A 12,005-nucleotide genomic window follows, 5' to 3' on the forward strand; every position below is an offset into this window, starting at 1 on the left:
AACAGGATAGCAGATGAACACCGACCCCATAGCCATCACGCTGGCCGTTCTGGGTATTCTCATCGGCGGCGTGCTGAAGGGGGCGACCGGGGCAGGCGCGCCGATTGTGGCGGTGCCGATGCTGGCCGTTGTCTTCGACGTGCCGACCGCGGTGACGATCTTTACCGTGCCGAACCTCCTGTCCAATATCTGGCAGGCCTGGGCCTATCGCGGCGCGCGGCTGCCCTGGGGCTTTACCGCCCGCTTCGCGATTGCCGGGCTGGTCGGCGCCGGACTTGGCACCGTGATCCTCGCCCGCCTTCTGCCCGATACGCTGCTGCTTCTGGTGGCGGTGGTGGTGTTCCTCTATGTCGGGTTCCGCCTGGTCAAACCCGATTGGGCGCTGGCCTATGCGCGCGCCTTGCCACTTGCCGCCCCCATCGGATTCCTGGGCGGCATCCTGCAAGGCGCGGTCGGTGTGTCGGCGCCGATCTCGGTCACGTTCCTGAATGCGCTCAAGCTGGAGCGGGCGGTCTTCATCTCGACCATCGCGGTCTTCTTCACCGCCATGTCGCTGTCGCAACTGCCGTTGCAGATCCAGTACGGGCTAATGACCTGGAACCGCTTCGCGCTTGGCCTCGGCACGCTGGCCCTCATCGTGGCGGCGATGCCGCTCGGGGCGTATCTTGCGCGGCGGATCAGCCGCGATGTGTTCGACAAATGTATCCTCGGGCTCCTCCTGATCATCGCCGTCCGGCTGGTGATCTCGGCGCTGTAGCTAAAGCAGCCATTCCACCGGCAGCCAGCCGATCACCCTGAGCACCACACGCCTGGCAAAGGTCGTGCCGGGCTCATCCCGCGTCACCTCGCCGCTTTCAGGGTCGATCCAGACCGTCTTGAGCCCGTCCATCTCGACCCGCCAGGCCAGCCCGTCCAATTCCCGGTCGAAGGCGTCATGCAGGTTTCCTGCAAACGCCGCGCTTTCGATCAGCAGGCCCATCTCGGTGTTCAGCATGGTCGAGCGCGGGTCGAAATTGAACGAGCCGACGAAGATGCGCTTGCCATCGACGGCGAAGGTCTTGGCATGCAGGCTGGCCCCCGACGAGCCGAACCGCCCGAGCGTATCCGCGGGCGTCCTGGACGCGGATTTGCGGCGCAATTCGTAGAGTTTCACGCCCCGGCGCAGCAGCGTGCCGCGCTTCGACGTGTATCCGGCATGGACCGGCAGCACATCCGTCGCCTCCAGCGAATTGGTCAGCATCCGCACTGATACGCCACGCTTGCGCAGCGCCTTGAAGGCCCGCGCGCCCGCACGTCCCGGCACGAAATAGGGCGAGATGCCGTCGAACCGGCTTTCGATCCGGGCCACGGCTTTCAGCAGCCGCGCCGACAGCAGGTCCTCGCGCCGTGCCGCGCCTTCGCCCTTGGCCGGTGAATCGCTGATCAGCGCGGCCTCGGTCCATTCCAGGTCCAGGTCGCCCGCCGACAGACGGGTGACGATCTCGGAGCCTTCGAGGATCTCCAGGTATTCTTCAAGCTGCGGGTCGTCGGCATAGTGCGCCAGCCCGTCCTCGATGGCCCCGTCGCGCCGCGCCTGTCCCAGGATCGGCCCGACCGGATGAACGCAAGGCGCGGCCCAATAGCGGTCGAAATCCGCCGAGACCTCGGGCACGACCCGGCCAACCGCCAGCGCATCCAGATCGACATAGAGCGCGGCGGGGCCGGTGCCGAAATATCCGTCGCCGATATTGCGCCCGCCTAGGATGGTGACGCGCCCGTCGACGGTGAAGGATTTGTTGTGCATCCGGCGGTTGAGGCGGAAGAAATCGAAGGCATAGGAGGCCAGCTTGAAGCGGCGCAGGTTGAACGGGTTGTAGAGCCGGACCTCGGCATTGGGATGCGCGTCCAACTCGGCCAGTTCCGCGTCCAGCCGCGATGTGCCGTTATCGTCCAGCAAAAGCCGCACCCGAACGCCGCGTTCGGCGGCACGCGCCAAGGCGTCCAGCAGCAGGTAGCCGGTCAGGTCGTCATGCCAGATATAGTATTGCGCGTCGATCGAGGTGGTCGCGGCATCGGCCAGCATGATCCGCGCGGCGAAGGCATCGGCCCCGTCGCGCAGCATGGCGATCCCGGTCTTGCCCTCCTGCCCCCTGGCGCGCACGCGCAAGGTCGCGGCCAGCGGGCCGACATCCGCCGGGTCCAGCGCGGTGCTGTCTATCCGGTCCTGCACCCTGGGCAGGGCAAAGACGATCCGCGCCGCGACGATGGCCAGTCCCACCCACAGCAGCAGCCCGATCAGCAGCTTGATCAGCGTCGCGATCATGGGTCGGGCCTGTAGGCGCCCATCACCCGGTCGGCCATCAGGATCGCGATGGGACGTGTGGCATCAAAGGCAGATAGGACAATGGCCAGCATCGAGGTCAGCGGCACAGCCAGCAGCGCCCCCGCCACCCCCCAGAGCGAGGACCACACCGCCAGGGCCACCAGCACCACGAAGGGGCTGAGGTTGACGCGCCGCCCGATCAGGCGCGGCTCGATCACGTTGCCGACGCTGACCTGCGCGATGGTCAGCAGGACGGCCAGGATGATGGTGCGGCTGAGCTCGCCGAATTGCACCACCGAGAGCAGCACCGGCAGCGCCACACCGACCAGCGAGCCGACGTATGGAATATAGTTGAGCAGCCCGATCAGCAGCGCCCAGAAGAGCGGGAAATCGACATCCATCGCCCAGAGGATCACAAACGAGATCGACCCGAGCAGGACATTGATCAGCGTCTTGACGGCCAGGTAATCGCCGATCCGTTCGTTGACATCGCGGATGATGGCGGCGGTGCGCTCGGCGTCGCGCGGATCGGGCAACGCGGTGAAGAGCTTGTTGGCGAAGCCCGCCCGTTCAGCCATCAGGAAGGCCGAATAGATGATGATCAGGAACACGGCCGAGCCGATCCCGGTGACGTTCAGGAAGGCCGTGTTGATGACCCCCTGCACCGAGAACCGGCCAAAGGTCGCATCGCGGATCGCGGGCCAGTCGGGGCGGTCGTCGACGCCGATGAACTCGGCCATCTGCGCCACCAGCCGCTCGATATTGGCCTGGTAGCGCGGGGCCTGGGCCAGGATCTCGCTGATCGTGCCGACCACCACGCCGGTCAGCGCGAAAAGGGCCGCGGTGAAGGCCAGCAACACCAGAAACCGCCGCAGCGCGGCGGGCAGGCGGCCGATCACCGGCAGACGGCCAAGCGCCTCGGACAGGTTGACCAGGACATAGACCACGATCACGGCGGCCAGGATCGGCAGCAGCACCGGCTGGCCGACCTTCAGCAGATAACCCGCCAGCACCACCATGAGCATGGCGTTGACCAGGGTAGAAAGCGTGTTGGGCCCCGTCATGCGACCGCCCCGCGCGGCAAGGCGGATGACGGGCTTTGGCACGGGCTGTCGATCCGGGTCATCGCAGGGTCCTCTGTCTGTCGGCGGGCCGGGGGTCGTCGCGCCACTTTAGGACGAATCCCGCAACCTGGAACAGGGCCTTGTGACGCGCGGGTCAAGCCAGACCCGGTCGCGGCGCCTATCCCGGCCTCACCTGTCCTTTTCGACATGTCCGAGATCAAACGTCCGGAAAACCGTGCGCGGAACCCTCCTTGCAAGGGCCATCTTCAAACAATCGCGCGCAGTCCTGCACAGTTTTGCCCCATTCCATGCGTAAAAATTCGAAGGCGAAGAACAGGACAGTTGGAGAGACGCGATGAACAAACTCTGGTATACGGCAGCCGCGGTGGTCCTTACGGTCGCGGCGATCAAGACCGTCCTCGTTTCGCAGCTTTTCCTGACGCCCGAGCAGCGCGATCTTGTCACCCTCTCGGGCCTCTTCGCCGGGTTCGCGGTTCTGACCGCCTGCGTGGCCCATATCACCTTCATCCGGATCAAGGCGCATTTCGACGGCCAGCGCAGATCGCGCGCCACCCTCGGCGCGGATGACCCGGCCTCGAAGGAGGTCATCCTTCAGCATTACGCCGCCGAATGGGGCCTGTCACAGGCCGAGGCGGAGGTGGCGCTCTTCGTGGTCAAGGGCTTCTCGAACGGCGAAATCGCGGAAATGCGTGGCTGTGCCGTTGCAACGGTGAAGTCGCAGCTTGGCAAGATCTACCAGAAATCGGGGCTTGAGACACGGTATCAGCTGATCGGCTATGTCACGGACGAGGTTTGCGCGGTGGCGCAGGAGGCCGGACAGGCCGCACCGCAGCCCTCGGCCCGTCCCCTGTTCAAACTGGGCGAGATGAAAGCGCTGGCGGGCAAATCCGGCAGTGCGGCGGCGGCCAATCTCATGCCCGAACAGCGGGCCACCGCAGGCGGGCGTTGATCGCGCGCCACTCTCCTTCCGTTACCTGAACCGACAGGGTCCGCGTCCATGACACGGGCCCTTTTCGCTGGCCGCGCTCATTGCACCAACTGCACCACCTCGCAGTGATGGCCGGTCAGCGTCAGCTCCCCTGCCCCAAGCTCCAGCCCCGCCGCTTGAAGCGCGCCGTCCAGCACGCCATCGACCGGTGCCGCCAGGGTCGACAGCAGCCGGTCGGGCAGGAGCGCCAGCACGCCGTCCACCACCGGTCCGACAACTGCACCGAGCAGTCCGGCATGGCCCGGCTTCACGCGGATCTCGGTATTTGCGGGCGAGAGCAGCCCGTTGATCCCGGTCTGCAAGAGGTCGCCCGAGCCGAACCCGCGCGTCAGGTCGCCGGTCTCCAGGTCGCGGCGGGTAAAGAGGATCTCCTCGGTCCGCGACTGCCCCACCCGCGCCACGCTGCGCGCCTGCAAGGTCAGGAGGCCGACCTCTATATCCGGCAGCAGCGGCAGGTCGATGGAGATCGAGAGGTCCAGGATGTCGGCAAAGCCAAGATCGGCGGGGTCGAGCGGGGCGGAGGAGCCGAATTCCAACGCATCGAATTCGCCCAGGTAGAGCGCCGCGACCGAGCTGCCCGCCAGCGGCGACAGGGGCGTTTGCGCGGTGTCGAAAGCGGCGACGATGTCATCGGGACTGACCCCGCCACAAGCCAGGTCGGTCAGCGTCGCGGTCGCCCCGGCCAGCTCGACATAGATCGGCAGCGTGAGGCGCGTGGCGCTGACACCGGCGCCGAGCGTGCCCAGAAGGTCGGGCGCAAGGTCCAGGTCGGCACGCGCGCGCATGGCGGCGCTGTGCAGGGTCGTGCCGGTCTCGCCCATCTCGATCCAGCCCGATTGCGCCGGGGGTTCTTGCATCATCACCTCGAGGTCGAGCGCGACAAGACCGACCACGGCGATATCGGTCTCGACGCTCAGCGGCACGTCGCGGGTGACGCTGTCGGCCATGGCCAGCACCACGTCGAGCGCCGAGACCGGCAGCGCCTCCATGAACCCGGTCAGGGTCAGGCCAAGATCGGGGTCGGCGGCCGAGAGAAGGTCGCCCACCTCCAGCGCCAGTCCGGGCGGCAGGGCGGCCAGGTCGCCCAGATGGCTGGCAATACCGGGCGGCAGGACGTCGGAAAGCGCGGCGATGACACTGTTCGCGGGGACCGTTTCGTCCAGGATTGTGACCGGGTTAAGCGTCTCGAACCCGATCCGGGCGGCCAGCGCGGCGCGCAAGTCGCCAAAGGACAGCTCCGCATCCGCCAGAACCTGGTATTGATAGGCCGAAAGCTCCAGATCGACGCCGAAAGCCTGTGAAAGCTGCCCGTTCAGCGCCCCCGGCGCCACACGTAGCAACCGCCCGCCAAGCGAGAAACTGGCCGCACCCGTCCGGGTCGCGGTGGCATGTCCCTCTACGGTGACGGAATTCTCCTCGGTCAGCACACTGGCGAAGTAGATGGGCGCGTCGGCCCCGAGGCTGAGCGAGACGGCATTCACGCCGGGCGCGTTCTGGTCGAGCGGGATGAAGCGCTCCTCGCGCGGGATCGCGGGATTGCGCAGGAAACGGCCATATTGCACCTCGCGCAGGGCATCCGCACCCAACCCGTTGCCCGCCAGCATCGCGCCCATCCGCGCATCGCCATCGCGCAGATCGGCGGCGGTGCCCAGGGCCACAAGGTCGCTTTGGGTCTGCAACCGCGCCCGGTCGCGGTAGAGCGAGGCGATATCGACGCCGAAGGCCACGAAGGCGAACAGCACCGTGAGGCACAGCGCCACGATGATCACGACGCCGCCGTTTTCGTCACGACGGAACCGGGTGAGGGCATCAATAGGCAAGATAGGCCTCCGATCTCAGCACGGACATGTCCAGCCCCAGAAACCCGTTCGCCAGCGACAGCATGGAGCCGTCGAGGTCATAGGCAATCGCCACGGTGATATCCGCATCGCCCGTCTGCGACAGGGTCAGGGTCGGGCGGATCGCGTCTTGCACCAGCAGCGGGTAATGCGTGGCGGCCTCGTCCAGATAGGCCTGCGCAAGGTCGCGGCGTTCGCCTTGCGTCAGTCCGGCGACACTGGCGCGCGCGGCGCTGCCCGCCAACTGGTTCACCGAATGGCTGAGCGCCATTGCATAGCCCACCACGACGATCCCGAAAAGCATCGCGAAGAGAAGCGGCGCGATGATGGCGAACTCGACCGCGACGGCGCCGGACTCGTTGCTCCGCCAGTGGCGGAGGGAACGGCGGAGAACCCTGCGCATCGTTCACCCCCCCGCGATGATGTTGTCGAGGATGGACAGGACGGCGGGGCCGACCAGCACGATGAAGACGGCGGGCATGATGCAGAAAATGAGCGGCACGGTCATGATTACCGGCAGGCGCGCGGCTTTTTCCTCGACCCTGAGCAGGCGATCGCTGCGCAACTCCACCATCAGGGTGCGCATGGCGCGCGAAAACGGCGTGCCATAGGTGTCGGACTGGTCCAGCGTCTGCGTGAAGACACCGATTTCGGGCAGCGGCACGCGGGCGGCCAGCGCCTGATAGGCGGCGCGGCGGTCGTTGGTCATGCGCATCTCGGCCACCATCTGCAACGCCTCGCGCGCAAGCTCGGGATGGGCGGCCTCAAGCTCTCCCGCCACGCGGTGCAGGGCGGGTTGCGGCCCCAGGCCGGCCTCGCTGGTGATGACCAGCAGTTCCAGCAGGTCAGCGACACCCAAGCGGATCCGCGCCAGCCGCTTCTTGCGGATCACGTCGACCGCGATATCCACGCCCTTGGAGATCGCCAGCGCGATGGCCAGCACGGTCGCCAGCGGCACCAGCAGGCCCAATCCGGCCCGCCCGGTGGTCAGCACCCAGGCCGCGCCGACCAGCACCGTGCCAAGCGGCAGGACGGTCTTGAGAAACGCATAGATCAGCACCGCGTCGCGGCCCCGGAACCCCGCCGCCTGCAAGTCCTCGGCGGTGGCCCTGGCCTCGCCGCCCAGAATGGCCGAGACCCTTTCGCCGCTCTGCGCCGCCATCCTGAGCAGGGCGCGTCCGATCCTCTCATGCAGCGGGCCGCCGTGCCGGGCCTCGGGCGCGGGGGCGGTGCCGCAGGCGCGCGCGATCCGGGCCGCGCGCTGCGATTTCACCCGTGCATCGGCCATCAGCCCGGCGGCGGCCAGGAAGCTGACGGACAGGCCGATGAAGGCCATCCAGAACATGTAGATTTCGGGGTCGGTCATCATGCGCCCTCCGGTGCCGAGAAAATCAAACATCGAGCTTGCCCATCCGCACCATCATGAAAATGCCAAGTGCGATGCTGCAAATGCCGGTGATCAGCATCGCCCGCCCGCGCGGATCGCTGAAGAGCGGGTCCAGATAGGCCGCGTTCAGTAGAAAGATCACCAGCCCGACGGCAAAGGGCAGCGAGGCCAGGATGATGGCGCTGGCCCGTGCCTCGGAGGACAGCGCGCGCGCCTTCTGCTTCAGCTTGCGGCGTTCGCGCAACTGCGCCGAAAGGTTCTCGATCGTCTCGATCAGGTTGCCGCCGGTTTCCGATTGCAGCGCGGTGGCGACGCCGAAGAAATGCGCCTCGGCCGTCGGCATCCGCGCGGCGAGATCGGCGAAGGCATCGGCCAGCGTGGTGCCCATCTTGATCTGATCGCGGCAGCGCGCCAGTTCACCGCGCACCGGGTCGGGGGCGTTTTCCACCACGATGGAGAGGCTGTCGGCGACCGGTCGCCCCGCCTTGAGCCCCCGCGCGAAGACGTCCAGCGCATCGGGCAGACCGGCGGTGAAGGCGGCTATCCGCCTGGCCCGCTTGAAGCGCAGCACCAGCAACAACAGAGCCGCAGGGCCCGCCACGGCCATCGCGACGGCCTGCACAAGGGGCAGCTGCAAGAGCAGCACGAAGATCGCGTAAAGCGCCAGCACCGCAATGCCGATCTGGGTCAGAACCTCACCGGCGGAAACCGTCATGCCCGCGCGGGCCAGCGCCTCGTCGAGGCGGGCCAGGTTGCGCCCCACTGGGTCACCGGGCCGGGCCGCGCGGCTACGCCGTTGACGGGGCTTGGTGGCGGTTGGAATGGTGTCAGGCCGGTGGCCGGAAAGTGCCCGCGCGACACGGGCGCGATGCGCGCGGCGGCGGCGGTCGCTGAGGACGAGGCCCGCCAGCACCAGCAGGGCAAGCGTGGCAGACCCCGCGATCAGAACAAGCAATTCCTGCGACATGGCCTCAGCCCTCCAATATCCGGTCAAGCTCATCCGCCAGACCGTATTCTGCGGCGCGACTGGCGAAGTCGGGGCGGTAGCCCGAGAACTCGAACCCGCCGCGCACCTCCGCCCGCGTGCTGTCGGGATCGGTGCGGAAGCGGAAGATTTCCTGTAGCATGATGGCGTCACCGGCTATCCCCGCGATCTCCGAGATCGAGGTGATGCGGCGGCGTCCGTCGCGCATCCGGCTGACCTGAACCACCAGGTGAACGGCATCGGTCAACTGGCGCCGGATCACCGCCGTTCCCGCCGAAAAGCCCGCCAGCGCCGCCATGCTTTCCACCCGTGTCAGCGCCTCGCGCGGGGAATTGGCGTGCAGCGTCGACATCGAGCCGTCATGGCCGGTGTTCATCGCCTGCATCAGGTCCAGCACCTCGTCGCCGCGTATCTCGCCAATGATGATCCGGTCGGGCCGCATCCTGAGCGCATTGCGCACCAGTGTGCGCATGGTGACCTCGCCGGTGCCCTCCACGTTGGGGGGGCGGGTCTCAAAGCGCACGACATGGGGCTGTTGCAGGCGCAGTTCGGCGGCATCCTCGATGGTGACGACACGCTCGCCCGCCGGGATGAATTGCGAGAGCGCATTCAACAGCGTCGTCTTGCCCGACCCGGTGCCGCCCGAGATCAGCACATTGAGGCGCAGGACCGAGGCCAGACCCAGGAACGCCGCCATCTGCGCCGAGAGGCTGCCGCCCTGCACCAGCGCGTCCAGGCGAACCGGGTTCTTGGGAAATTTGCGGATGGTGATGGTCGGCCCGTCAATCGCCAGCGGCGGCACCGCGACATTGACCCGGCTGCCATCCTTCAGGCATGCATCGACCATCGGCTGCGCCTCGTCGATGCGGCGGCCTACTTCGGCCACGATGCGGGACGCGACGCTGAAGACATGCGCGTTGTCGCGAAAACGCACGGGCGTCAGTTCCAGCTTGCCGCCGCGCTCCACATAGACCTGGGCGGGGCCGTTGACCATGATATCGGTGATCTCCTCGTCGGCCAGCAGGCGTTCAAGCGGGCCGAGGCCGAGCATGTCGGCCAGCACGGAGGCGACAAGATCGGCAATCTCGCGCCCGTTGAGTTGCAGCTTGCGCGCCTCGGTCAGGGCGGTGATGGCCTCGCGGATCGAAGCCTCCTGCTCTTCCCGCGACTGCCGGGCCAGGTCGGTGAAATCCATCTGCTTCGACAGCGCCTGCGTGACCTCCGACGCCAGGTGCAACATCGGCGCGGGGTCCATCGCCTCTGGGGCGGGCTCCGGGGCGGCGGGCTGCGCGACAAGATGCAGACGGCGGGCGGGCCGGTCAGGGGTGGGTGCCTTGGCCGCGGGGGCCTCGGCCCGCGTTTCGGGCGGCGCCGCGCCCTCATCCTCCAGCGCCGCCGTGGCGCGGGTCAGGATCTCGCGTTGCAGGGCCAGCGGCCAGAGACCGCCGGATTGCTCCACGACATAGGTGATCGCGGCATTGGCGCGGTCCTGGGGCCCGAGCGTCTCGGCGTCGATCTGGCGGGCCAGCAGCAAGACCTGTTCCAGCGCGCGGGCGAGCGAGGGTTGTTCCATATGCAGGGTCATGCGCGCGCCCTGCGCAGGAGGCCCCGACGCTGTTTCGCGGCCGCCGGGGTCGCGGGCGAGGACAGCGCGGACCAAAGCCCGGACACCGCCCGCACATAGCCCGACCGGGGCGCGTGCTGTGCCAGCGGCCTGCCGGCCCGATGGGCGCGCAGCATGGCCTTGTCGTCGCGCGGCAGGATATGGGCGATCTCGGTCCCGAAGGCCTGTGCCAGCTCCTTGCGGGGCAGCCCGGCATCCTTGCGCAGCTCGGACAGGACCGGAATGACCCGAAGATCCGGCGCATCCTCGCGCAGGCGGGCCATCAGGCGGCTTGCGGCGTGGATGCCGCCATATCCGCCGGGGACGACCAGCACCAATGCGTGCAACTGGCGCACCATGTCGGGGCGGCGCAGGATCAGCGCGCGCGGCGCATCCAGCACGGTGGTGGGGAAACTGGCCGAGAGGCGCGGCAGAAGCCGGGTCAGCCCGCCCTCCAGCGCGTCGGCATCCGGCACTGCGCGGCCATGGCCGGAATAGAGCGAGAGATTGGGGGTGATGCGGTCCATGGTGGCCTTGAGGAAGGTCTCATCGACGCGGTCGGGGGCGGCAAGCGCCTCGCGGAAGCCCGGTGTGGTGTCACGGTTGAGGTCACAGGCGACCGACCCGAAGGCCAGATCGCCATCGACCAGCGCGGTGGCCCGTTCACCCCCCCGCGCGGTTGCCGAGATCCAGGCCAGGTTCTGTGCCAGAAGGCTGGCCCCGACGCCGCCATTGCTGCCGGTGACGGCGATGCGCAGGGCGGGATCGCTGACAGGTTCGGGGTCGTTCGCGGTTTCCTCGGACAACACGCGGATGATGTCGGCCACATCGACGGGATAGGCGAAATATTCAAGCGCGCCTGCCTGCCGGATGGCGCGATAGGTGCCGATGTCGTCCTGCATTCCGAAGACGATGACGCGCGCGCCGCTGCGGTGGATCTCGGTCACGCTTTCACAGGCCATGGGCAGGGGAAGGTTGCCGATCTCGGTCAGAACGGTGCCGCCGCGCTGGTCCGCGCCGCAAAGCCGCGCGGCCCCGCTGACGCCACCGCCATGCAAGACAGGTTCCGCGCCGCCCGAATTGGCGGCGAAGGCGCGCACCACGTCCGCGCCCTGCTCGGTGCAGACATAGGCGGTGACGGGGTCGGTTGGGGAAGGGGTGGCCTGTGCCATGGGTCGTCTCCGCGATAGGGTCTGGTCTGGGGTGGGGTGGATCGGACAGGCGCGCGGGGCGGGGGTGGCCAGAGAACCCGGCCCCTGCCCCCGCGCGCCGCCCGCAGGACCGGCGATTACTGTGCCGGGGGTTCCTCGCCGCCCTCTGCCGGGGCCTCGATGCCCGAATCCGACAGGGCCGTGCTGACCGTGGTGAAGCCCGAATTGGTCTGCCCGCCGAGCGTGGCAACCGTGCCGACGATGGCAGCCGCGATAAGGGCCGCGAAAAGGCCGTACTCGATGGCGGTGGCGCCGGAGTCGTCCTTGGTGAAGCGCGCGGTGAGGGTCTTGAGGTTGAAAGTCGTCATGTCATGTCTCCTGCGAAGGGTGTTGGTAGACGACCGGTGTAGCCGTCCGATGACCTGACATTGCCCCGAGTGGGGGCCGGAAAAAATCGGCCGAGGGTCTGAATCCGGTGCCCCCCGACCGAAGTCTGAACGGTATCAGACCGAGGTATGATGCAGGTCTAAGATATTGAAAATAGATGAATTTATCATACGGGAATTCCGGGGCGCGGAGATTGCGGCACAACTGTGTTTCCGCAATGTTCCGGCCATGGCGCCGGGTTGTCAGCCATGGTGCATGGAGCGAGGGCCGTCAGAGTGC

At 67.5% G+C, this 12,005-nt stretch carries 11 protein-coding genes; 2 read left to right on the forward strand and 9 right to left on the reverse strand.

Translation table 11 applies throughout. The features are described from left to right. Window positions 1–13: 13 nt before the first annotated feature. A complete protein-coding gene (locus AC13C7_RS10825; protein WP_172316829.1) occupies window positions 14–757 on the forward strand; it encodes a sulfite exporter TauE/SafE family protein in 744 nt (247 codons plus the stop codon). Here AC13C7_RS10825 and AC13C7_RS10830 read toward each other — a convergent pair whose 3' ends face one another. Together AC13C7_RS10830 and AC13C7_RS10835 are read right to left on the reverse strand one after the other, a co-directional pair. After that, window positions 758–2,302 carry a phospholipase D-like domain-containing protein gene (locus AC13C7_RS10830; protein ID WP_482867480.1) on the reverse strand — a complete coding sequence of 515 codons (1,545 nt, stop codon included), beginning with the start codon at window positions 2,300–2,302 and terminating at the stop codon, window positions 758–760. Then, a complete protein-coding gene (locus AC13C7_RS10835; RefSeq protein ID WP_172316825.1) occupies window positions 2,299–3,366 on the reverse strand; it encodes an AI-2E family transporter in 1,068 nt (355 codons plus the stop codon). Before AC13C7_RS10835 ends, AC13C7_RS10830 begins: the two co-directional genes overlap by 4 nt. A 355-nt stretch (window positions 3,367–3,721) precedes the next feature. Between AC13C7_RS10835 and AC13C7_RS10840 the strand changes: the two genes are divergently transcribed. After that, window positions 3,722–4,336 (forward strand): helix-turn-helix transcriptional regulator, encoded by a 615-nt coding sequence (locus AC13C7_RS10840; RefSeq protein ID WP_172316824.1) that lies wholly within the window; start codon window positions 3,722–3,724, stop codon window positions 4,334–4,336. A gap of 77 nt (window positions 4,337–4,413) precedes the next feature. Here AC13C7_RS10840 and AC13C7_RS10845 read toward each other — a convergent pair whose 3' ends face one another. From AC13C7_RS10845 to AC13C7_RS10875, 7 genes are all read right to left on the reverse strand, one after another. Further along, window positions 4,414–6,195, reverse strand: coding sequence for a pilus assembly protein TadG-related protein (locus tag AC13C7_RS10845; protein WP_482867481.1), 1,782 nt, complete (start codon window positions 6,193–6,195; stop codon window positions 4,414–4,416). Then, window positions 6,185–6,616 (reverse strand): TadE/TadG family type IV pilus assembly protein, encoded by a 432-nt coding sequence (locus AC13C7_RS10850; protein WP_482867482.1) that lies wholly within the window; start codon window positions 6,614–6,616, stop codon window positions 6,185–6,187. Before AC13C7_RS10850 ends, AC13C7_RS10845 begins: the two co-directional genes overlap by 11 nt. A gap of 3 nt (window positions 6,617–6,619) precedes the next feature. Next, complete coding sequence (locus AC13C7_RS10855; RefSeq protein WP_482867483.1) at window positions 6,620–7,612, reverse strand: type II secretion system F family protein; 993 nt, start codon at window positions 7,610–7,612, stop codon at window positions 6,620–6,622. Continuing rightward, a complete protein-coding gene (locus tag AC13C7_RS10860; protein ID WP_172316816.1) occupies window positions 7,605–8,567 on the reverse strand; it encodes a type II secretion system F family protein in 963 nt (320 codons plus the stop codon). The genes AC13C7_RS10855 and AC13C7_RS10860 overlap by 8 nt, the downstream gene beginning before the upstream one ends. 4 nt (window positions 8,568–8,571) lie before the next feature. Next, window positions 8,572–10,170 (reverse strand): TadA family conjugal transfer-associated ATPase, encoded by a 1,599-nt coding sequence (locus AC13C7_RS10865; protein WP_482867484.1) that lies wholly within the window; start codon window positions 10,168–10,170, stop codon window positions 8,572–8,574. After that, complete coding sequence (locus AC13C7_RS10870) at window positions 10,167–11,360, reverse strand: CpaE/TadZ family protein (RefSeq protein ID WP_482867485.1); 1,194 nt, start codon at window positions 11,358–11,360, stop codon at window positions 10,167–10,169. The genes AC13C7_RS10865 and AC13C7_RS10870 overlap by 4 nt, the downstream gene beginning before the upstream one ends. 116 nt (window positions 11,361–11,476) lie before the next feature. Further along, window positions 11,477–11,707, reverse strand: a complete 231-nt coding sequence (locus tag AC13C7_RS10875) for a Flp family type IVb pilin (protein WP_172316812.1) — start codon at window positions 11,705–11,707, stop codon at window positions 11,477–11,479. Window positions 11,708–12,005 lie beyond the last annotated feature (298 nt).

The sequence above is a fragment of the Alterinioella sp. B-7 genome, assembly GCF_056857775.1.

Coding starts and splice junctions, on each gene's coding strand:
- AC13C7_RS10850 (WP_482867482.1), bottom strand. CDS start 6,616: ATGCGCAGGGTTCTCCGCCGTTCCCTCCGCCACTGGCGGAGCAACGAG.
- AC13C7_RS10830 (WP_482867480.1), bottom strand. CDS start 2,302: ATGATCGCGACGCTGATCAAGCTGCTGATCGGGCTGCTGCTGTGGGTG.
- AC13C7_RS10860 (WP_172316816.1), bottom strand. CDS start 8,567: ATGTCGCAGGAATTGCTTGTTCTGATCGCGGGGTCTGCCACGCTTGCC.
- AC13C7_RS10865 (WP_482867484.1), bottom strand. CDS start 10,170: ATGACCCTGCATATGGAACAACCCTCGCTCGCCCGCGCGCTGGAACAG.
- AC13C7_RS10825 (WP_172316829.1), top strand. CDS start 14: ATGAACACCGACCCCATAGCCATCACGCTGGCCGTTCTGGGTATTCTC.
- AC13C7_RS10875 (WP_172316812.1), bottom strand. CDS start 11,707: ATGACGACTTTCAACCTCAAGACCCTCACCGCGCGCTTCACCAAGGAC.
- AC13C7_RS10855 (WP_482867483.1), bottom strand. CDS start 7,612: ATGTTTGATTTTCTCGGCACCGGAGGGCGCATGATGACCGACCCCGAA.
- AC13C7_RS10870 (WP_482867485.1), bottom strand. CDS start 11,360: ATGGCACAGGCCACCCCTTCCCCAACCGACCCCGTCACCGCCTATGTC.
- AC13C7_RS10840 (WP_172316824.1), top strand. CDS start 3,722: ATGAACAAACTCTGGTATACGGCAGCCGCGGTGGTCCTTACGGTCGCG.
- AC13C7_RS10835 (WP_172316825.1), bottom strand. CDS start 3,366: ATGACGGGGCCCAACACGCTTTCTACCCTGGTCAACGCCATGCTCATG.